This window comes from Blautia sp. SF-50, assembly GCF_900101315.1.
Taxonomy (GTDB): Bacteria; Bacillota; Clostridia; order Lachnospirales; family Lachnospiraceae; genus Blautia_A; species Blautia_A fusiformis.
This window is the reverse complement of sequence record NZ_FMUW01000006.1, coordinates 62,164-83,228: the sequence shown is the minus strand read 5'-3', so window position 1 is coordinate 83,228 and position 21,065 is coordinate 62,164. Positions and strand designations below refer to the sequence as shown.

Here is a 21,065-nt window from a genome sequence, read left to right as displayed (position 1 = left end):
CGGGGCTTATTGTCAGGAAACAAAAATAAAACAGGACTGATTTTTGATACAGATACTTGAAATCAAAAGTTTCATCTGTTTAAAAATCAGTCCTGTTATATAAAAAATATCATGGTTGATCCGTAATAGCAGGCAGATCAAGGCATTCGCTATCTGCTCATAATGATACAGTCACGTAACATCGCCAGTGCATGCGCTGTAGTCTGCTCGCGGATCCGCATGCGGTTTCCTGTAAAGTGGAACTCTTTGGCAATAGCCTTGCCCTTATAGCAGCAGCCCATAAATACAGTACCAACCGGAGTTTCCTTTGTTCCGCCTCCCGGTCCTGCCAGACCCGTCACGGAAATACTGATGTCTGCTCCGGATGCTTTGCAGGCGCCCTTTGCCATTTCTCTGGCACATTTGGCGGAAACTGCCCCCTGCTCTTTCAGAGTACGCTTCTTCACTCCCAGACATTTATGCTTGGCCTTGTTACTATAAGTCACAAAGCCATAGCCAAACACCTCAGACGCACCGGATACATTGACAATGCGCTGGGCGATCATACCGCCGGTAAGCGATTCCGCCAGGGAAAGCTTCAGATCTTTCTCTTTCAGAAGATCGATCACCGCTTCCTCCAGTGTCTTGCTCTCATCTGTGGCGAAAACATTCTCTCCAAAACGCTTCTTTAGCTCCTTGACAACCGGTTTGATCAGCTTTCTGCAGGCCTTTTCATTCTCTGCGCTTGCTGTCACACGAAGATGCACTTCACCGGTTTTTGCATAAGGTGCAATGGTAGGATTGGTCTGGCTTTCGATCAGATCCTGGATTTCCTCTGCTACCTGACTCTCACCGATCCCGCTGATCTTTACCATCTGGGACACAATGATCTCCGGCTGGTTTTTCTGCAGATATGGGACAACGTACTCCTCGAACATGGGCTTCAGCTCATTGGGCGGTCCAGGAAGAAGGATCGCGGTTTTTCCTTTTTTCTCAAGGATCAGTCCCGGAGCAGTTCCGTTATGATTATCAAGAACAATGGCTCCCTCAGGAACCATGGCCTGTTTATAGTTGTTCTTCGTGATACGTCTCTGAGGATTGTTTTTCTCATATTCCTTCAGATATTTATCGATCAGTTTCCTTGAGTGGGAATCTTCCTTAAGAGGCATTCCCATCAGATCCGCAGTTACTTCCTTGGTGATATCATCCTCTGTTGGTCCAAGACCTCCGGTGAGGATCACAACATCGGAACGATCCAGTGCAGTACGGATCACGTCACGCATACGGCCTTCATTATCACCTACTACATCCTGATAGTAAACACTTAACCCAAGCAGGGCGCATTTTTCAGAAAGATAGGCGCTGTTGGTATTTACGATATTTCCTAGAAGGATCTCGGTTCCTACGGATATCAGTTCTGTGATCATGAAAAGAAACTCCTTTCGTATACTCTGATCCCTACTCCTGCATGGAAAGGACCTTTCTGTTCTGCATGATATAAGTCAGCAGGGAGATAATGGTCAGTGCAACGGACAGCCAGATAAATATCTGTGTCAGCACTGCAAAAACACCTCCGAAATCCAGCATCAGAAGTATGATCATGATCATCTGGGAAACGGTTTTGAATTTTCCCCAGTAGTTTGCAGCAATGACAATTCCGTTCTCCGCTGCGATCAGACGGAAACCACTGATGATAAATTCCCGTCCGATGATAATGATCACAACCCATGCCGGAAGCTTGTCAACCTCGATCATGCAGATCATGGCAGAGCATACCAGAAGCTTGTCTGCCAGCGGATCCATAAATTTTCCAAAATTGGTTATCAGGTTATATTTTCTGGCAAGATGACCGTCAAACCAGTCTGTCACACTTGCTGCGACAAAAATCGCAAGACAGATCCAGCGGTTTGCTTCTCCTCCCCAGCCTGTCAGTAAGAAAACTACAAGAAATGGTACAAGTATCATTCTTGCAACTGTAAGTTTATTCGGTGTATTCATCGCTTAGCACTCCTATCAAATCATACTCAAGCGCACCTGTCACACGTACCTTTGCAAAATCACCTGTCATAAGCAGTTCGCCTGTCTGAACGAAAATGTATCCGTCAACCTTCGGTGCATCCCCGTAGGTACGTCCGATATAGGCACTTTCATCTGCAACTTTTCCTTCGATCATAACAAGAAGTTCCTGTCCGATACGGTCCTGGCCTCTGTCATAAGAAATCTCCTGCTGAAGCTCCATCAGCTCGTCTCTGCGTTCTTCCTTCACTTCTTCCGGAACCTGGTCTGCCATCTCTGCTGCCGGGGTATTCTCCTCCGGAGAGTAAGTGAAGACACCGAGACGGTCAAATTCCATCTCATCTACGAACTCCTTCAGTTCTTCATGGTCTTCCTCCGTCTCACCTGGAAATCCGGTGATCAGAGTTGTACGCAGTACGATATCCGGAATCTCCTTACGGAGCTTTCCGACAATATCGATCAGTTCCTGTTTGGAAGTACGGCGGCCCATTCTCTTAAGAATTCGGTCCGATGCGTGCTGGATCGGAATATCCAGATAATGACAGATCTTCTTCTCATCACGAATGGTTTCGATCAGTTCATCGTAAATCTCCTCCGGATAACAGTAAAGGATGCGGATCCAACGGATACCTCTGATCTCACAGAGCTTCTTTAAAAGAATGTGAAGAGATTTTTTGCCGTAAAGATCCTTTCCGTAAACGGTGGTCTCCTGTGCTACCAGGATCAGCTCTTTCACTCCCTGTTCAGCCATATCCTCTGCCTGGGCAATGAGGCGCTCCATTGGGACGCTTCGAAATTTACCTCTGAGCTTCGGGATGATGCAGTAGGTACAGTGCTTGTCGCAGCCTTCCGCGATCTTCAGGTAGCCGAAATGTCCACCTGTTGTAAGGACACGTTTGCTTCCTGTATCCGGCAGATAATCAATATCACGGAATTCTTCGAAATGATTTCCGGCTACTGCTTCCTCCAGAGCCTTTACGATGTCGCCGTAGGATGTAGTTCCAAGAACAGCATCGACCTCCGGAACCTCCTCAATGATCTCTTTCTGGTATCGCTGTGCCATACAGCCGGTAACGATCAGTGCATGGCAGCTTCCTGTTTTTTTGTACTCTGCCATTTCAAGAATGGTTTCCACACTCTCTTCCTTGGCATCCTTGATAAAACAGCAGGTATTGATCACGATAGCATCTGCCTGTGTTTCATCGTCTGTGATCTCATGACCTCCGGCTGTAAGAAGTCCCAGCATTTCCTCAGAATCCGCCAGGTTCTTGTCACAGCCAAGAGAGATGAATAATATTTTCATAAAATTACTCCGCTTCTGTCTGAGCCGCTTCTGCAGTCTCAGTGCCTTCTGCGGTCTCGCCCTCTGCTGCCTCAAGAGCCTCCTTCTCAGCTTCAAGAGCTTCCAGCTCTTCCTCTTCCTCCTGTCCGGGAAGAATCTTTACTTTGCCCTTGTAAAGCTCATCAATGGCAACGGAAAGCGGTTTCTTTCCTGCTGCACCCGGTACAAGCGGCTCTGCTCCTGCGATCAGCTGGCGGGCACGTTTGCTTGCTGCAAGTACAAGAGAATAACGGCTGTTCAGCACGAGAGCCTCATCGTCGTCCTCGTTGTTTGTGTTGATAGCCTCAATTAATTCTGAATAAGATGGATGTATCATATCTTTTCTCCCTTCTGTAACGGCAGGGCCGTATTTAACTTGTTAATTGGTATTTATAAAAAAGCTTCCGCTTCTTTCTGGATCCTGGATACAAAATCATGATTCCTGGATGTACGCATGCGCTCACACCGGAGGGTCTCATGAAGTGTATCAACACATTCCTCCAGATCATCATTGATCAGGAGATAATCATATTTATCCATTCCTCTGGATTCTTCAACCGCTCTTCTGAGACGCCCGTTGATCACATCCAGAGTCTCTGTTCCTCGACCTACCAGACGGTTCTTAAGCTCCTCCATAGACGGCGGACATACAAATACCAGCAGTGTATCCGGAAACTTCTCACGGATCTTCATGGCACCCTGGATCTCAATCTCAAGGATCACATCTTTCCCTGCGGAAAGCTGCTCCTCTACATATTTGCGGGGTGTGCCATAATAATTCTCCACATACTGCGCATACTCGATCAGTCCGTCTTCCCGGATCAGCTGTTCAAATTCTTCTTTTGTGCGGAAGAAATAAGCCTCTCCGTCCTTCTCGCCTGGTCTTGGATTTCTGGTAGTAACAGAAACAGATAATGCATAATTGTCATATTTTTCCATCAGCCGTTTCATGACAGTACCTTTTCCGGAACCGGAAAAGCCCGAAACAACAACTAAAATTCCCTTACTCATTTTCTTCCTCCCTCGTTTCCTCTCCATACGCTTCCGAAAATCTCCTGGCAATGGTTTCCGGCTGCAGAGCGGAAAGGACAAGATAATCATCGGAAGTAACGATCACTGCTTTTGTTTTTCTTCCCTGTGTGGCATCGATCAGAGTTCGGGTCCCCTTGACACTCTGTATCATGCGCTTTACAGGAGCGGCATCCGGACTTACCACAGCCACGATCTTGCGTGAATTGACAACATTTCCAAAGCCTACATTAATAAGTTTCGCCATTTACGCTCTCCCTTTCTGTCTGTGTACAGCCTGTTTCCTGCCCGGTTACTCGATATTCTGGATCTGCTCACGGATCTTCTCGATCTCTGTCTTCAGATCGATGGCCGCGTTGGATACAATAAGATCATTGGATTTAGACAGGATAGTGTTCGCCTCACGGTTCATCTCCTGTGCCATGAAATCCATCTTACGTCCCACGCCCTCGTTCTCATCCAGGATCTTTCTCATTCCGTGGATGTGGCTTCGAAGACGTACCGTCTCCTCATCATTGCAGATCTTATCTGAAAAAAGTATCACCTCTGCGGCGATCCTGGAATCATCGATCTGGTTATCTTCAAGTAGCTCGTGCATCTTGGCTTCCAGTTTCTCCCGATAAGCCTTCACTACTTCCGGAGAACGTTTTTCCACTACATCGACCTTTGCTTCCAGTCCGTCCAGCTTCCCAAGAAGATCCTGTTTCAGATTAGCACCCTCACGTTGGCGGGTCTCCACAAATTTCCGGCAGGCCTCATGAAGCGGACCCTCCAGAAAATTCCAGAGCTCTTCCTCATCCGGAGCCTGCTCTTCCATCGTAAACACATCCGGATATCTGGAAAGTGTGGAAACACGGATATCATTCTCGATCCCCAGTTCCTCACTCATCTGGTTCAGATAGCCCAGATATTCCTTTGCCAGCTCTGCATTGTATTTCAGAGCCATTCCGCCCATTGTATAGTCTTCATAGGTGATGAACACATCGACTTTGCCGCGGCGGATATAAGTCTTCATCACATTTCGGATCTCTCCCTCAAAATAGCTGAGTCTTTTCGGCATTTTGATGTTCAGATCCAGATATCTGTGATTGACGGATTTCAGTTCAACAGAAACCTTACGCTCTCTGGAAACTGCTTCTGCCCTGCCAAAGCCGGTCATACTTTTTATCATGTTATCCTCCAATACTGCCTCTTAAGTTTATCAGCTGCTGATAAATACAGTAACTGATTGCATACGGATTTATTATAGTTCATTCCAAAACCCTAGTCAAACTCTTTTTTTACTGTTATAATGATTGATGTTGAAATGGAGGTAAAATCATGGCATTTGACGGAATTACAGTTTCTGCTCTCGTGGCAGAGATCGATGATAATTTAAAAGGCGGCCGTATCAACAAGATCGCCCAGCCGGAAAACGATGAACTTTTGATCACAGGAAAGGGCGCAAATGGACAGAAACGTCTTCTCTTAAGTGCAAGCGCATCCCTTCCTCTGATCTATTTTACAGATAAGAACCGTATCAGTCCTTTAACCGCACCGAACTTCTGCATGCTTCTCAGAAAGCACATCGGAAGCGCCCGTATCCTTGATGTGAAGCAGCCTGGAATGGAGCGCGTGGTGGAATTTGAGCTGGAGCATCTTAATGAGCTGGGGGATCCCTGCAGAAAGCGTCTGATCATGGAACTGATGGGCAAGCACAGCAACATCATCTTCTGTGACGAAAAGGGAATGATCCTGGACAGCATCAAACATGTCTCTTCTCATATGAGCTCTGTCCGTGAGGTTCTTCCCGGAAGAGAATATTTCATTCCCAATACCCGGGATAAAGAAAATCCGCTGACAGTTTCCGAGGAAGAATTTACCGGACATATCTGCAAAAAACCGGTAAACATTTCCAAAGCGCTTTATACTTCCCTCACCGGTATGAGCCCGGTAATGGCTGAGGAGATCTGCTACCGTGCATCTATTGACGGAAGTGATGCGACACAGTCTCTGGATGAGACGGCCTGCACCCATCTTTATCATACCTTTCTCCGCCTGATGGAACAGATCCAAAACCGAGAATTCACTCCGAATATTGTCTACCGCGGAGAAGAACCTGTGGAATACGGTGTCTTTCCTTATCAGCAGTTTGGCAGTGAATACCGCAGCGAAACTTTTGACAGTGTTTCTGCCATGCTGGAGACTTATTATGCTACCAAGAGTCTGCTGACAAGGATCCACCAGAAATCTTCCGATCTTCGTCGCGTAGTACAGACTGCTCTGGAACGTAACCGAAAAAAATATAACATCCAGAAAAAACAGCTGAACGATACTGCCAAGAAAGATAAATTCAAAGTTTACGGCGAACTGATCAATACCTACGGATACGGGCTTGAAGAAGGCTGCAAATCGTTTAAAGCGCTGAATTATTACACCAACGAGGAGATCACTATCCCTCTTGACCCGACACTGACTCCGGCACAGAATTCCAAGAAATATTTTGATAAATACGGAAAGCTAAAGCGTACAGAGGAAGCCGTCACAGAACAGATCACAGATACGGAAAGTGAGATCTCTCATCTGGAATCTATCTCCAATGCTCTGGATATCGCCAGATCTGAAAGTGACCTTTCCCAGATCAAGGAAGAGCTCACTGAGTACGGCTATATCAAACGTCACTACACAAACAAAAAAGGCCAGAAAGCCCAGCCGAAATCCAAACCGCTCCACTACATATCCAGTGACGGTTTTGATATCTATGTAGGAAAAAACAATTTCCAGAATGATGAGCTGACTTTCAAGTTCGCAACCGGAAATGACTGGTGGTTCCATGCAAAGAAAATGGCTGGTTCCCATGTGATCGTCCGCACCAAAGACGGTGAACTTCCGGACCGTACTTTCGAAGAAGCAGGCCGCCTGGCAGCCTGGTACTCCAAAGGACACTCTGCTCCCAAGGTAGAGATCGATTATATCCAGAAAAAGCATGTGAAAAAACCTGCCGGTGCGAAACCCGGTTTCGTTGTTTATTACACCAATTATTCTCTCATGGCTTCTCCGGATATTTCGGATCTGAAAGAGGTTACGGAGTAATAACTATTCAACAAAAAACCTTCCTGTGTTCTCTTATTTCTTCAAGACCGGATACCTGTATCTCTGCAAGTATCTGTCCTGAGAAATTTTTCTGTAAACACAGGAAGTTTTTTTTATTGAACATTCGCACTCCGCTTCGTTACATGCTCACGAACAAAAATCGCAAAACGATTTTGTTCAGATCTCCAGTTTTTTCTTCACTGCCGGTGCAATAGACGTATCTGCTTTATGATATGGGATCAGTGTAGACTGCAGTGCATGGTACAGATCGGATTTTCCGGGCCATACGGTTCCTTTCAGATGATTCTGCTCATCCAGCTGATGAAACCAGGAGCCGTTTTCGTGATCCATGACCACTTCATCCAGGTACTTCATAAACGCAGCATAATCTTTCGCATATTTCTCCTTACCGGTCACATGATAAAGAACTGCAGAGGTATTGATCGCTTCCGCAAGAGTCCAGTGCATACGGTCATGTACCACCGGTTTGCCATTCCAATCTGTCGTGTATACAATTCCCGGTGCACCATCTGCGTTCCAGCCGTCTTTTATTGCTGTTGTGTAAAGATTTTCTGCTGCCTGAAGATGTTTTTCCAGTTTTTCTTTCTCTTCTCCACAGTTTGCAAGCGTCCACTGTGTGATCAGCCTTGCCCATTCGATTCCATGTCCCGGTGTTGCGCCGTATGGCTTGAACGGATCATCCGGACGGTCACGGTTGCAGTCAAGATCTGCCACCCATTCCTTCGTAAAATGTTCCGGGATCCTCCAGGAGTTATCTTCTGCCCACTGGATCACATGATCAATGATCCTGCCTGCACGAATGTGATATTTTTTATCCCCGGTGACATCTCCTGCTGCCAGAAAAGCCTCTACCGTATGCATATTGGCATTTAATCCCCGATAATCATCCAGCACGGTAAATTCCGTATTCCAGGTGTCGCAGGCCAGCCCTTCCTCTTCATTCCAGAAATGTCGGTCATAAACAGCCAATGCCTCTTCAAGGAGCTCTTTCGCCCCGGACCTTCCGGCTGTCAGTGCGGAAGATGCAGCCAGGATCACAAATGCATGGGCATAACACTGTTTATTGGGCACAATACCTCCTTCCGGTGTTACACCTGCATACCAGCCACCGTTTTTTTCATCGTGAAGCTCTCCCTTCAGACCTTTCAATGCCGCATCCGCAAGCTCTCCGCTTCCCTCATGGCCAAGCATCAGACCCAGACTGTATACATGAGCCATACGACAGGTGATCCAGGTTTCCCGGTTTCTGTCCTTCCATGGTGTTCCGTCGTCCCCCAGATAATAGGAACCTCCATTCGGTGAAGGAAACCGATGTCCGAAATTCAAAAGCTCCTCACAGGATGCTTTCAGGAATTCCCGGTTTTCTTTTGTGCTGATCTCATATTTGCTGTTCATTTCAACCACCCCATCTGTTTTTCTTTAGGATATCATTCTTTTTAGGGAACTTCAATTCTTTTAGATTCTTTTAGATTCTTTTGGATTCTTTTGACAGATTGACGAAAAAAAGAGAATGCCCTATATGCATTCTCCTCATATCAGATTTCTTAATTCCATTACCGTAACGGTCACAGATAGTCCTGTATTAATCTTCAAAACAGGTGATCACATAACGCTCACTTTCCATGATCACATCAGAAACATTGTCTCTGTCCCAGATCGCATCACTGATGATATCTTTCAGCTTATCATCCATAACGATATTAAAATTCTCCTCGATCACCTGAAACGGGACTCCCTCATTCTCCTGTGCATACTCCATGATAAAATCAAGAATCTTCTCTTCCATACCTTAAAATCTGCCTTTCTGTAAATACTAACGTTTAATATATTACATCAGATTTCCGCAGATGTCCAGATATTTTCCAGCCATGTCCATGCGGTATTCCATAAGATATTATGCCAGTATACACACCCCTTCACATTTCGTTCTATATCAGAATCTGGTATGTCGGTTCACATATTTTGCTTTATATTTGGAGTACACAATGGTCTGATCCTTGTAAAGGCCATAATATCCCGATGCTGCATAGCTGATAGATACTGCGATCAGATAGAAGGATACTCCCTTAAAGCCAAACATTTCAAAAGCGATCAGGATCGAAGTGATCGGACAGTTGGTCACACCGCAGAAAACTGCTGCCATTCCGCAGGCTGCACAGATCGACGGAGAAATTCCCATAAGATTACCCATCACACAGCCAAAGGTAGCTCCAATGCAGAAAGAAGGTACGATCTCTCCCCCGCGGAATCCTGCGCGCATAGTCAGTGCTGTAAGCACCATTTTCCAGAAAAAGGCGAAAGTATCCGCCTGTCCGTTTTCCACCGCTTTTTCAATAAGCTCCGCACCAGCGCCCATATATTCATCTGTTCTCAGAATAAAGGTGACAACAATGACCAGGCAGGCGCCCACTGCAACCCTGACATATTTATTCTTAAACCATCTGCCATAAAGTCCTGCTGCACCATTCAGCGCAATACAGAACATAATGCTGACAATTGCACAGCCCAGAGCGATCACTCCCATTTTCAGGCCAGTTTCCACAGTCAGTGCCGGAATATCCGTCACATGAAAACTTTCAGGTGTGACTCCCATTCCGGCTGCAAATCCGGAAGCAATCAATGACGCGATCATACACGGCATCAGTGCTGCATAATACATCACGCCCACACTGACCACTTCCAGCGCAAAAACTGCCGCTGCCATCGGTGTTCCAAACAATGCGGAAAACGCCGCGCTCATGCCGCACATAACAATTACATGACGGTCCTCCTCGTCCAGATGGATCCATCTTCCAAGCTGGTTGGCAATACTTCCTCCAAGCTGGATCGCTGCTCCCTCACGTCCCGCAGAACCACCGGCAAGATGAGTCAGCGCCGTTGTGATAAAGATCAGAGGCGCAGAAAGGATTGGCACATCATCTCTGGAACGCACGGTAGAAAGAACCTGATTGGTCCCTCCATCCTCTTTTCCAAGCTTCTCATACAAAAATACAATGACAAGTCCGGATAATGGCAGCAAAAGAAAAATCCATTCATGCGCCTTCCGGTAACTGGTCACTGCCTTCAACGTAAAAGAAAACAGTGTGCTGGCAGCACCTACGATACATCCTGTAATGACAGCAAAAACCAGCCACTTGATCAGATTTGAGATATCCCGGCTGATTCTTGCACTGTAATAATATAAATGTTCCTTTAATCTTTTGTTATGATCGATCCCCATGTTCCTTCCCTTCTTTTCTTTACTGTCTGCATTATACTACATTTTTCCTCTCAGTAAAAGCAGGAAGAGAAAGCCCTGTTATTTTTTCTTCCGTGAAATATGCCTGTGTATCAGGATCGAGAATACACTGATCATCACAAGAAGCACTGCGGAGAGCCAGAATGCCGGAGACTTCGGATTTTTGATATTTGCTCCAAATATTGTAGCGAGAATAACTCCCGGCAGCGTTCCAAGCACGCCACCTGCCATATAGGTTCCAAATGGAATCTTTTCAGCTCCGAGAAACAGACTCACAGCATCTCCCGGTAAAAAGTTCAATGTCCGCATAAAAAATGAAATATACAGGCAATTTCCGTTCTGGTAATCTACTACTGTTTTCAGTTTCGGATATTTAGCTGTAAGACTTTCCACCATGGATGCACCTGAGAAGCGTCCCATCCAATATGGAAGTGCCAATGTGACTGCTCTTCCCAGAAAGTTCACCAGAAGTGCTGTTCCTGTAGAAAACAGATGCCCTACAGCAAGCTGCAGGATCGCAATTGGAAATATAAAAGAGACACTTTTCACTGCATAAAGCCCAAGCATAAGTAATGCAGCCTTAACAGGTTCCTCCGGTGTATAGCTTAAGATCCTTTCCACAGACAGATCCTCTCTATAACGGATACAGAAAAGGAGAAGCACAAGAAGGAGCACCGCCGGCAGATATTTTCTGATGTTATCAATCATTTTTTTCATGGTCTGATCCCTCCGTTTTCAAAAAAAGAGCACCGGCACCTGTTTCCGGTACCGTGCTCTTTCATAAGTTCTGCTTTTTTAAGTTTCAGGATCAGCAGCCTTTCTTCGCTGCCTTTCTCTCCTGGTCTTCCTTCCACATTTCCTCTGCTACCGGCTTCCAGTTTTCAGCATACCGGTCACATTTCGCACAGAGATGCTCTGCACTCTCCGGTGACTGAAGATCTGTGGAATGTGCTCCGGATTTTTCTACCATTTCTCTCAGCTTCTGCGGATTTTCAAGCATCGGGCATGGACGGTACATATTGTCATTAAACGGCTGTCCGTCATGATATGCCATCATCATCGGAGACTGCAGTGCTTCCAGAAGTGTTTTCTCGCGGATATTGGAATCAGAATAATGGATAAACACACATGGATCGATATCGCCGTTTGCATTGATATGCAGATAGCGACGGCCGCCTGCAATACATCCTCCCACAAACTCTGCATCATTCTGGAAATCCATGGCAAACAACGGCTTTGTTGCACGGTATTTACGGATACGCTCATAGGTTTCTCTTCTCTGTGCAGGAGTAGGAAGCAGCTCCGGTGCTGCATCATTTCCAACCGGCATATAATGGAAATACCAGATAAAGTACGCTCCAAGATCGATCAGGCTGTCGTAAAATGCCTCTGATGTGATAGACTCGAAATTTGCACTCGTATAACATGCAGAGATACCAAATACAAGCTTCTTCTCTCTGAGAAGATTGATGGCCTTGATAACCTTCTGGTATACACCATTTCCTCTTCTGCCATCTGTTGCAGTCTCAAATCCTTCCAGTGAAATTGCAGGAACAAAGTTTCCTACCCGAAGCATATCATTTGCAAAATCCTCATCGATCAGTGTTGCATTTGTGAAGGAAAGGAAGATACAGTCATTATGTTTCTCGCAAAGACGGATCAGATCCTTTTTTCTTACAAGTGGCTCTCCGCCTGTGTAAATATACATATAAACGCCAAGCTCCTTACCCTGGCGGATGATGTCATCGATCTCATCGTAGGTGAGGTTCAGCTTGTTTCCATACTCTGCTGCCCAGCATCCTGTACAGTGCAGGTTACATGCACTTGTTGGGTCAAGAAGGATTGCCCACGGGATATTACAGCCATATTTCTCACGGCATTCATCCTGTTTCTTCCAGCCTGCAAGATTTGCATTGATAAAGAAGTTTGCAACCAGAGTTTTCATAACATGCGGATCAATATCAGTTACCAATCTATGAATAAACGGATAATACGGATGTTCCGGATTAGAAATGGCTGCGCGGATCATTGCTCTCTGTGTAGGAAATCCACCACCGGAAAATTTATCTGCCCAGTCCATGATCTTGATAAAATTCTTATCCGGATCTTTATAAACATAATTGAATGCCTGTTCAAGTCCGAATTTCTTAAGTGTGTTCATTGCGCTCATACTATCTCTCCTTATTTCTCTCAATGTAAATATGCAATCTAGCTAAACGGACATCTTCATTCCGTCACACTGCATTTCGAGTACCAAAGCTTTCTTACTATCTTTGCCTGACTCATGGTGTTACTGTACGTTTTTTCCATTTGAATAACAATAGACAATATAATTGGCATGACCAAAAACTAGGCAAATCTGTTAAAATGCCTAAATATTATTGGCATTTATTCTAAATAACATTAGTTATTTTTGTGCATACTTACTTCACGATGTTTATCCATATAAAAAACACCCTGGCAAAGGCAGAAATATCTTCCGCCCTGCTTCGGGTGTTTTTGATTTATCTTATTACTTTACTACGATATTGATGATCTTCTTCGGTACGTAAATCTCTTTGATGATATTTCCGGAAATCTTATCTGCAACTGCCTTCTTTCCTTCGGCAATCGCATCTTCTTTGGAGATTTCTGCCGGAATACTGATAACAGCCTTGGTCTTGCCGTTGATCTGAACCGGAACCTCGATCTCATCATCCTTCATAAGCTCCTCATCGTGAGCCGGCCACTGTGCATGGAAAACGGAATCCTCATGACCAAGCTTCTCCCAGATCTCCTCTGCAATATGAGGAACAAATGGCGCAAGAAGAATGGTAACTGTCTCGATGGTTTCTTTGTCAACAGCGCCGTCGTTCTGCTTTGCGATAGCGATCAGCTTGTTTGTGTATTCCATAAATCCGGACACTACGGTATTCAGGCTGAAGGCCTCAAGTCTGCTGGTGATATCGTATACCATCTTATGACGGGTCTTCTCCATCTCTTTGGTAGCCGGGATATCTTTCTCAATGCTGTCAAGAGCCAGATTCCAGAAACGTTTCAGGAATCTGGATACACCATCGATTCCTCTATCATCCCATTCTGCATCCAGTTCCGGCGGTCCTACGAACAGCTCATACATACGTAAAGAATCACATCCGTAATCATTTACAAGATCATCCGGTGAAATAACATTTCCTTTGGATTTACTCATCTTGATTCCGTTTTTACCTGTGATCATACCCTGATTGAACAGCTTGACAAACGGCTCATCGAAATCAATAGCTCCGATATCATACAGGAACTTGGTGTAGAATCTGGAGTACAGAAGATGAAGAACAGCATGCTCTACACCACCGATATACATATCTACCGGCAGATATTTATCAGCTTTCTCTTTGGAAACCAGTTCTTTATTATTCTTATTATCTACATAACGGAGGAAATACCAGGAAGATCCTGCCCACTGAGGCATGGTGTTTGTCTCACGTTTTGCGGGAGCACCACAGCATGGGCATGTGGTATTTACCCACTCGTCAATAGCTGCAAGCGGTGACTCTCCGGTTCCTGTCGGCTGGTAGCTTTCTACCTCCGGAAGTCTTAACGGAAGCTGATCCTCCGGTACCGGTACCGCACCGCATTTCGGGCAGTGTACGATCGGGATCGGCTCACCCCAGTAACGCTGACGGGAAAATACCCAGTCTCTCAGTTTGTAGTTGACAGTCTTACGTCCGATACCCAGCTTCTCGATGATATGCGGTGCTTCCTTCTTCAGTACGGAAGATTCCATTCCGTTCCACTCACCGGAGTTGATCATGGTTCCGGAAGCCTCTGTGTAAGCTTCTGTCATATTCTGAATTTCTTTACCATCTTTTGCGATAACCTGGATGATCGGAATATCGAATTTCTTTGCGAACTCAAAGTCACGGTCATCATGAGCAGGTACACACATGATAGCACCTGTACCATAATCAGCAAGTACATAGTCAGAAAGCCAGATTGGAAGCTTCTCGCCGTTCAGCGGATTGATCGCATAAGTACCTGTGAACACACCGGTCTTCTCTTTATCCTGAAGACGGTCTACATTGGATTTCATGGAAGCATCAAAGATATATTTCTCTACAGCCTCTCTTGTCTCGTCTGTTGCAAGAGATTTTGCAAGAGCATGCTCCGGTGCAAGTACCATGAATGTTGCTCCATGAAGAGTATCCGGTCTTGTTGTATAGACCGTGATCTTCTCTTCTCTTCCCTCAACCGGGAAATCGACCTCTGCGCCGTAGGATTTGCCGATCCAGTCTGTCTGCATCTTTTTAACCTTCTCCGGCCAGTCCAGTTTATCCAGATCACTTAAAAGTCTGTCTGCATATTTTGTGATGCGGAGCATCCACTGACGGAGGTTCTTTTTGGTAACCGGAGTGCCACAACGCTCGCAGCATCCGTTTACAACCTCTTCATTTGCAAGACCTGTCTTACAGGAAGGGCACCAGTTGATCGGGAACTCCTTCTCATATGCAAGCCCCTCTTTGAACATTTTTACAAAGATCCACTGTGTCCATTTATAGAATTCCGGATCTGTTGTGTTAACCTCCATATCCCAGTCATAGATCGCTGCGATATCGTTGATCTGACGTTTGATATTTTTGATGTTTGCTGCTGTAGATACTGCCGGATGAACACCCATCTTGATGGCATAGTTCTCAGCCGGGAGACCAAAAGCATCCCATCCCATCGGATGGATCAGGTAATAACCCTGGAGCATTTTATAGCGGCTCCATACATCAGAGATCACATAGCCTCTCCAGTGTCCTACATGAAGACCGTTTCCGGACGGATACGGGAACATATCCAGACAGTAGTATTTCGGTTTCTTGCCATCATTGACATTTACCGGCTTTTTCTCCCAGTTTGTGCGCCATTTCGCTTCGATGGCTCTATGGTTATAAGGTGCAGCCATTTTTTTATTCCTCCTGACAAATTACTCAGTATTAATACTTTAATGCTTTCACACACTGCTATTAATTTTAACTACTTATGATGTATTTGTCAAACAAAAATCCAAAAACAGCCTTTTTCCATCAAAATATACATGAACCTGCAATCCTGGCCTGGTTTAGTTGACGCTTCTTTTTTCACATGATATAATTTCCTGCATGTATTTTCCTATATTATACATACCATACATATTTATCTTAGGAGGGAACGCATAAATGAAATCTTTTTATTCCTGGTACCGGAAGCATATTACCGGTGCGATCTTTACAGGACTGATCCTGGGTATCCTCACAGGACTTTTCCTGGCCGGACGGTTTGAACCTGTCCTCACTGTGACCAGTCTGATCGGAAGTATCTACATGAACGCCCTGAACATGATGATCTTTCCCATGGTCTTCTGTTCCATTGTCATTGGAATCTGTTCCATCGGAAACGCACGTACTACCGGCAAGATCACTGCAGCATCCATGATCTATTTTCTCTGCACAACGGCACTTGCCAGCCTGTGCGGACTGATCATCCCGAGACTGATCCATCTCGGAAAGGGAGTCAAATTTGAGATGGCAACAGCCGATATCCAGGCTACAGAAATGAGCAGTATCCTTGACACCCTGAAAAACCTGATCCCTTCCAACCCAATCGCCGCATTTGCTGACGGAAACATGCTCCAGGTTCTGGTGTTTGCCCTGATCATCGGTTTCACACTGATCGCAGTCGGTGAAAAAGGAACTCCATTCCTTAATCTGATTGATTCCATCAATGAAGTATGCCTGAAGATCATCACAACCATCATGTACTTTACACCCATCGGTGTTTTCTGTACCATCGTACCGGTTGTGGAAGCCAACGGAACTGAAACGATCATTTCCCTTGCAACACAGCTTGTCATTCTGTATGTGGCATTCTTTGGCTTCGCTATTGTAGTGTATGGTTTCTCTGTAAAGCTGATCGGCAAACAGAGTCCGCTGAAATTCCTGAAAGCGATCCTGCCAGCAGCACTGAACGCCTTCGGAACCTGCTCAAGCTCCGCAACCATTCCATTAAGCAAGCAGTGTATGGAAGAAGAAATGGGCGTATCCAACCAGATCACCAGCATCGCCATTCCTCTTGGTGCTACCGTTAATATGGATGCTGTATCTATCCTGATGTCCTTTATGATCATGTTCTTTGCAAACGCCTGCGGGATCCATGTAAGTATTCCTCTTATGATCATTATCCTTCTTGCAAACGTACTGCTTTCCGTTGGTACTCCAGGTGTTCCCGGTGGTGCTATCGCATCTTTCGCAGCACTGGCAACTATGGCCGGACTTCCTGCCGGAGTTCTTGGTGTTTATATCAGCATCAATACCCTCTGTGATATGGGCGCCACCTGTGTCAATGTTATCGGTGACATGGCATGCTGCTCTGTACTGAAAAATGTTATCCAGATTGAGGAAGAAGCATAAACAAATCTTTCTGAAGTGTTATTTAAACAGAATGCGAATTACTTTACATAAAACATTTTATGTAAAGCAGCAATAGCAAAAGCCGTAAGATATATGTTTAAGAAACTTTCACATATACTTACGGCTTTTCTGTTTATCAACTGTTCACATCCTGTATTCTTTATACTGTTTAACGTAAATGATGTAACACAGAAATTTATATTTCATTTTGCTGACTTTATTTTTTCAGAACACGGTAATTTTCTTCTCTGTCGTAATCCTTATGGACCCCATCGTCCTCATATAAGGTATACTCCGCACCTTCATATCCGAGAAGCTGCATATTTTTTGTATCCAGAGCTGCCACACATTCCGCTGCTTCTGCAACCGGAATACATTTTCCCTTCCGGATAAACAACGGAATCTCATTCAGTGCCACCTCTACATAATGAACACCCTTTTCAAGGATCTCCTCTGCAATGGTTCCATCCGGAAGGAATTTCACAAACTTCATCTCCTCTGGAAGATATACATAACGGCCTCTTGCGTTCTGTTCATAAACCGGAGCGATCATGATCTCATTTCCAAGAAGCAGCTGGTCTTCCACATGTACAGCAATCTTATCCTCCGGATAAACAAAGCCCAACGGCCGGAAATACATATCATCGTTCAGAGCCGCCTTCATATATTCACTGTAAAGATACGGAATAAGACGATATCTTACACCGATCACATGACGGAAATCTTCCACATTTTCAAACTGGTAGCATTCCTGCTCTCTGGTACCGATCGCTGTATGATCACGCATCAGCGGTGTGAATACTCCAAGTGCCAGGAAACGAAGCAGCAGTTCTCTTGTTGTATCAGCGCCAAATCCACCCAGATCTGCTCCTGCATACAGGAAACCACACATATTCAGAGATGGCATCATCTTCAGGTTCAAAAGGATATGAGCCCACCAGGATTTATTATCGCCGGTCCAGATCCCACCATAACGATGCATACCAATATAGGATGATCTGGAGAACATCAGAAAACGTTTTTCCGGATCGATCCGTTCAAAAGCCTCCCCTGCTGCTCTGGTCATATTGTAGCCAAACAGGTTATGGACTTTGTCATGCCGGATCTTTCTGCCATCCACATTATGGTAAAATCTCCGATAATCTTCCGGATTGTTTGCAACATTGCGAAGTGCACTCTGCATCTTCCAGATATGGATCTTTCCTTCCGTATCTTTTGCAAATTCTCCTGCAAGCTCTTTGACCTCTTTCATTCCCTCTGTGGAATAGAAGATCGCCGGCTCATTCATATCGTTCCAGAAACCGTCGATTCCCTTCTCGATCAGGAAACGGTATTTGTCACCGAACCATTTTCTGGCATCTTTGTTCAATACATCCGGAAAATGAGTATCCCCCGGCCATACAGCAGCTACAAAATCACTGCCGTCCTCTCTCTGGCAGAAGTAGTGGTTTTTGACACCCTCCTCATAAACATCGTATCCCGGCTCTACCTTGACGCCGGCATCGATGATCGGGATCAGACGGATATCCTGATCCTTCAGTTCCTTTACGAATTCCGGAAAATCCTGAAAATTCTCTTCACTTAATGTAAAGTCCTTATAAGACTGCATATAATCAATATCCATATAGATCATATCAATAGGAATATGATTTTCACGATATCCAGCTGCAACCTTCCGGAAATCCTCTTTTGTAGTATAGCCCCATCTGCTCTGGCCAAATCCAAAGGCAAATTTCGGCGGGATATAGCTTCTTCCGATCACATGACGGAACTGCTTTACAATATCATAGGGACTCTCCCCTTCGATCACATAAAGCTTCAGGTCTGCATTTTCGCAGGTTACCTTCATGGTATCCATTCTGGTATAGCCAATGTCAAAGGTGATCGCTGCCGGATAGTCAAAAAACATTCCAAAGGTTTCTTTTCCGGACACAATGATAAGATTATGTGCACCGTACAGGGAATGTTTATCCTCTGTATGCTCCGGATCATCGGTACAGTTACTGGTGTAAATGAATCCTCTCTTGTTGATACCGCGGTTGGATTCTCCCAATCCGTAGACGATATCCTCTTCATCCATGATATAAGTAAAAGAAAATCCATCTTCTGCACAGATTTCTCCATATCCTGGCTTTCCTTCTGCTGTCTCAATGTTTTCTGTCAGTGCCTCAGTCTCAAAGGGCTCTCCATATACATATTTTTTTATCATTTTTCCCTCTCCTGTTACAGATTTCTGTAAAGAACAAATGCCTCATAAGGTTTCAGGACCACTTTCTTTCCAAAATCCTTTCTTCCAAGATTTGTGATCAGACATTCTGCATTTTTCTGAAATTCTTCCGGAATTTCCATTTCTGCCACATGCTCACTGAAATTGCAGACTGTGAGAAGCTTCTCTCCCTCAAGGGTTCTGGTATATGCAAAAATCTGATCATGCTCTCTGTAAAGTGCCTCAAAAGTGCCGTAAACGATCACCGGTTTTTCTTTTCTTAAACGGATCAGCTTCTGATAATAATGGAAAATAGAATTCGGATCTGAAAGCTGCTGCTTCGCATTGATCTCCTTATAATTAGAGTTTACCCTGATCCATGGCGTTCCCTCCGTAAAGCCGGCCTGATGAGAATCCTCCCACTGCATTGGTGTTCTGGCATTGTCACGTCCTCTCAGCATCAGGCACTTCATCATATATTCCGGTGTATAAATACCTGCTTCTGTATATTCATGGAAATACTGAATACTCTCGATATCACGATAATCCTTAAGCTCTGTAAAATAAGCATTGGTCATTCCAAGCTCTTCTCCCTGATAAACATAAGGAGTTCCCTGCATCATATGAAGACAGGTTGCCAGCATCTTGGCTGAAGTTTCCCTGTATGCCGGATTATCATTTCCAAATCTGGAAACACTTCTTGGCTGGTCATGATTTCCAAGAAACAGACTGTTCCATGCTTTTCCCGCAAGCTCTTCCTGCCATTTGATCATAACCTTTTTAAATTCCTGGAAATCGTATTTCTCGGTAGTCCATTTACCATGGTCTGATCCCTGGTCCTCTACATGCTCAAACTGAAACACCATGTTCAGCTCATTCCTGTCCTCACCTGCATATTTCTGTGCCTCTTCGATAGTCACACCGGAGGTTTCTCCAACTGTCATCACATCGTATCGGGATAAAACCTCTCTGTTCATTTCCTGAAGAAACTCATGGACCCTCGGGCCATGGACGCAGTAAGGACCAAAATCACCGTATAATCCTCCATTCATTTCTCCATCCGGATATGACTGATCCTTGGAGATCATGCTGATCACGTCCATTCGGAAACCGTCGATTCCTTTTTCACACCAGAAATTCATCATATCGTAAACTTCCTGACGAACCTTTTCATTTTCCCAGTTCAGATCCGGCTGTTTTCTTGAAAACAGGTGAAGATAATACATCTCTGTCTGAGGATCATACTCCCATGCAGGTCCTCCGAACGCACTTCCCCAGTTATTCGGTTCTTTTCCATTCACCGGCTCTCTCCAGATATAGTAATCCCTGTAAGGATTATCTTTGGATTTCCTGCTTTCAATAAACCAGTTGTGTTCATCGGAAGTATGGTTTACGACCAGATCCATGAGGATCTTAATGCCCCGTTTATGCGCTTCTTCAAGAAGCTTTTCATAATCCTCCATGGTTCCATATTCTTTATAGATCCTGCGGTAATCGGAAATATCATAGCCATTGTCATCCTGCGGAGATTCCAGCATGGGTGAGATCCAGAGAACATTTACTCCCAGTTCTTTCAGATAGTCCAGTTTTTCTATAATCCCGGGAATATCACCAATTCCGTCTCCGTTGCTGTCCTTAAAACTTCTCGGGTAGATCTGATATACCACGCTTTCTTTCCACCAGTTTTTTTTCATGGTAAATTGCCTCCTTTTTCTGTTGATTCTGAAATCAGCATATCCTATCCCACCTTTAAAATCAATAAGTTTCTCG

Annotated in this window: 16 protein-coding genes and 1 pseudogene; 2 read left to right on the top strand and 15 right to left on the bottom strand. The window is 44.9% G+C overall.

The window, feature by feature from the left end:
- Positions 1-149 precede the first annotated feature (149 nt).
- From BLP57_RS05510 to BLP57_RS05480, 7 genes and pseudogenes are all read right to left on the bottom strand, one after another.
- Entirely contained in the window at positions 150-1,406 is a 1,257-nt protein-coding gene (locus tag BLP57_RS05510; RefSeq protein WP_022427252.1) for a competence/damage-inducible protein A, read from the bottom strand.
- 31 nt (positions 1,407-1,437) lie between these two features.
- Positions 1,438-1,977 (bottom strand): CDP-diacylglycerol--glycerol-3-phosphate 3-phosphatidyltransferase, encoded by a 540-nt coding sequence (pgsA, locus tag BLP57_RS05505; RefSeq protein ID WP_015525184.1) that lies wholly within the window; start codon positions 1,975-1,977, stop codon positions 1,438-1,440.
- Positions 1,961-3,298 (bottom strand): 30S ribosomal protein S12 methylthiotransferase RimO, encoded by a 1,338-nt coding sequence (gene rimO, locus BLP57_RS05500; protein ID WP_021978070.1) that lies wholly within the window; start codon positions 3,296-3,298, stop codon positions 1,961-1,963. Before rimO ends, pgsA begins: the two co-directional genes overlap by 17 nt.
- A gap of 100 nt (positions 3,299-3,398) precedes the next feature.
- Positions 3,399-3,653: pseudogene (gene rpoZ, locus BLP57_RS05495) on the bottom strand (DNA-directed RNA polymerase subunit omega); the annotation flags it as partial.
- 53 nt (positions 3,654-3,706) lie between these two features.
- A complete protein-coding gene (gene gmk / locus BLP57_RS05490) occupies positions 3,707-4,327 on the bottom strand; it encodes a guanylate kinase (protein ID WP_059085885.1) in 621 nt (206 codons plus the stop codon).
- The gene (locus BLP57_RS05485; protein ID WP_059085886.1) at positions 4,320-4,592 is read right to left on the bottom strand and encodes a DUF370 domain-containing protein; all 273 of its coding nucleotides are present in this window, start codon (positions 4,590-4,592) and stop codon (positions 4,320-4,322) included. Before BLP57_RS05485 ends, gmk begins: the two co-directional genes overlap by 8 nt.
- A gap of 45 nt (positions 4,593-4,637) precedes the next feature.
- Positions 4,638-5,516, bottom strand: coding sequence for a YicC/YloC family endoribonuclease (locus BLP57_RS05480; protein ID WP_015525190.1), 879 nt, complete (start codon positions 5,514-5,516; stop codon positions 4,638-4,640).
- A gap of 149 nt (positions 5,517-5,665) precedes the next feature.
- Between BLP57_RS05480 and BLP57_RS05475 the strand changes: the two genes are divergently transcribed.
- Positions 5,666-7,417, top strand: coding sequence for an Rqc2 family fibronectin-binding protein (locus BLP57_RS05475; RefSeq protein WP_059085887.1), 1,752 nt, complete (start codon positions 5,666-5,668; stop codon positions 7,415-7,417).
- A gap of 177 nt (positions 7,418-7,594) precedes the next feature.
- Here BLP57_RS05475 and BLP57_RS05470 read toward each other — a convergent pair whose 3' ends face one another.
- From BLP57_RS05470 to leuS, 6 genes are all read right to left on the bottom strand, one after another.
- Complete coding sequence (locus BLP57_RS05470; RefSeq protein ID WP_059085888.1) at positions 7,595-8,833, bottom strand: AGE family epimerase/isomerase; 1,239 nt, start codon at positions 8,831-8,833, stop codon at positions 7,595-7,597.
- Positions 8,834-9,020: 187 nt separating this feature from the next.
- Entirely contained in the window at positions 9,021-9,224 is a 204-nt protein-coding gene (locus tag BLP57_RS05465; protein WP_015525195.1) for a hypothetical protein, read from the bottom strand.
- 147 nt (positions 9,225-9,371) lie between these two features.
- Positions 9,372-10,658 (bottom strand): chloride channel protein, encoded by a 1,287-nt coding sequence (locus tag BLP57_RS05460; RefSeq protein WP_092069962.1) that lies wholly within the window; start codon positions 10,656-10,658, stop codon positions 9,372-9,374.
- 78 nt (positions 10,659-10,736) lie between these two features.
- Positions 10,737-11,393 carry a TVP38/TMEM64 family protein gene (locus tag BLP57_RS05455; protein ID WP_015525198.1) on the bottom strand — a complete coding sequence of 219 codons (657 nt, stop codon included), beginning with the start codon at positions 11,391-11,393 and terminating at the stop codon, positions 10,737-10,739.
- 91 nt (positions 11,394-11,484) lie between these two features.
- Positions 11,485-12,846 carry a radical SAM protein gene (locus BLP57_RS05450; RefSeq protein ID WP_021652633.1) on the bottom strand — a complete coding sequence of 454 codons (1,362 nt, stop codon included), beginning with the start codon at positions 12,844-12,846 and terminating at the stop codon, positions 11,485-11,487.
- 342 nt (positions 12,847-13,188) lie between these two features.
- Positions 13,189-15,606 (bottom strand): leucine--tRNA ligase, encoded by a 2,418-nt coding sequence (gene leuS / locus BLP57_RS05445; RefSeq protein WP_022426495.1) that lies wholly within the window; start codon positions 15,604-15,606, stop codon positions 13,189-13,191.
- A gap of 253 nt (positions 15,607-15,859) precedes the next feature.
- Here leuS and BLP57_RS05440 point away from each other — a divergent pair, with 253 nt between their 5' ends.
- Positions 15,860-17,089: a dicarboxylate/amino acid:cation symporter gene (locus BLP57_RS05440; protein WP_015525202.1), complete on the top strand. Its 1,230-nt coding sequence runs from the start codon at positions 15,860-15,862 to the stop codon at positions 17,087-17,089.
- Positions 17,090-17,306: 217 nt separating this feature from the next.
- On the opposite strand, the gene BLP57_RS05435 is transcribed toward BLP57_RS05440, so the two are convergent.
- Positions 17,307-19,298: a glycoside hydrolase family 31 protein gene (locus tag BLP57_RS05435; protein ID WP_092069959.1), complete on the bottom strand. Its 1,992-nt coding sequence runs from the start codon at positions 19,296-19,298 to the stop codon at positions 17,307-17,309.
- Positions 19,299-19,312: 14 nt separating this feature from the next.
- Positions 19,313-20,989: a glycoside hydrolase family 13 protein gene (locus BLP57_RS05430; RefSeq protein WP_092069957.1), complete on the bottom strand. Its 1,677-nt coding sequence runs from the start codon at positions 20,987-20,989 to the stop codon at positions 19,313-19,315.
- Positions 20,990-21,065: the final 76 nt, after the last annotated feature.

Coding starts and splice junctions, on each gene's coding strand:
- BLP57_RS05510 (WP_022427252.1), bottom strand. CDS start 1,406: ATGATCACAGAACTGATATCCGTAGGAACCGAGATCCTTCTAGGAAAT.
- pgsA (WP_015525184.1), bottom strand. CDS start 1,977: ATGAATACACCGAATAAACTTACAGTTGCAAGAATGATACTTGTACCA.
- rimO (WP_021978070.1), bottom strand. CDS start 3,298: ATGAAAATATTATTCATCTCTCTTGGCTGTGACAAGAACCTGGCGGAT.
- gmk (WP_059085885.1), bottom strand. CDS start 4,327: ATGAGTAAGGGAATTTTAGTTGTTGTTTCGGGCTTTTCCGGTTCCGGA.
- BLP57_RS05485 (WP_059085886.1), bottom strand. CDS start 4,592: ATGGCGAAACTTATTAATGTAGGCTTTGGAAATGTTGTCAATTCACGC.
- BLP57_RS05480 (WP_015525190.1), bottom strand. CDS start 5,516: ATGATAAAAAGTATGACCGGCTTTGGCAGGGCAGAAGCAGTTTCCAGA.
- BLP57_RS05475 (WP_059085887.1), top strand. CDS start 5,666: ATGGCATTTGACGGAATTACAGTTTCTGCTCTCGTGGCAGAGATCGAT.
- BLP57_RS05470 (WP_059085888.1), bottom strand. CDS start 8,833: ATGAACAGCAAATATGAGATCAGCACAAAAGAAAACCGGGAATTCCTG.
- BLP57_RS05465 (WP_015525195.1), bottom strand. CDS start 9,224: ATGGAAGAGAAGATTCTTGATTTTATCATGGAGTATGCACAGGAGAAT.
- BLP57_RS05460 (WP_092069962.1), bottom strand. CDS start 10,658: ATGGGGATCGATCATAACAAAAGATTAAAGGAACATTTATATTATTAC.
- BLP57_RS05455 (WP_015525198.1), bottom strand. CDS start 11,393: ATGAAAAAAATGATTGATAACATCAGAAAATATCTGCCGGCGGTGCTC.
- BLP57_RS05450 (WP_021652633.1), bottom strand. CDS start 12,846: ATGAGCGCAATGAACACACTTAAGAAATTCGGACTTGAACAGGCATTC.
- leuS (WP_022426495.1), bottom strand. CDS start 15,606: ATGGCTGCACCTTATAACCATAGAGCCATCGAAGCGAAATGGCGCACA.
- BLP57_RS05440 (WP_015525202.1), top strand. CDS start 15,860: ATGAAATCTTTTTATTCCTGGTACCGGAAGCATATTACCGGTGCGATC.
- BLP57_RS05435 (WP_092069959.1), bottom strand. CDS start 19,298: ATGATAAAAAAATATGTATATGGAGAGCCCTTTGAGACTGAGGCACTG.
- BLP57_RS05430 (WP_092069957.1), bottom strand. CDS start 20,989: ATGAAAAAAAACTGGTGGAAAGAAAGCGTGGTATATCAGATCTACCCG.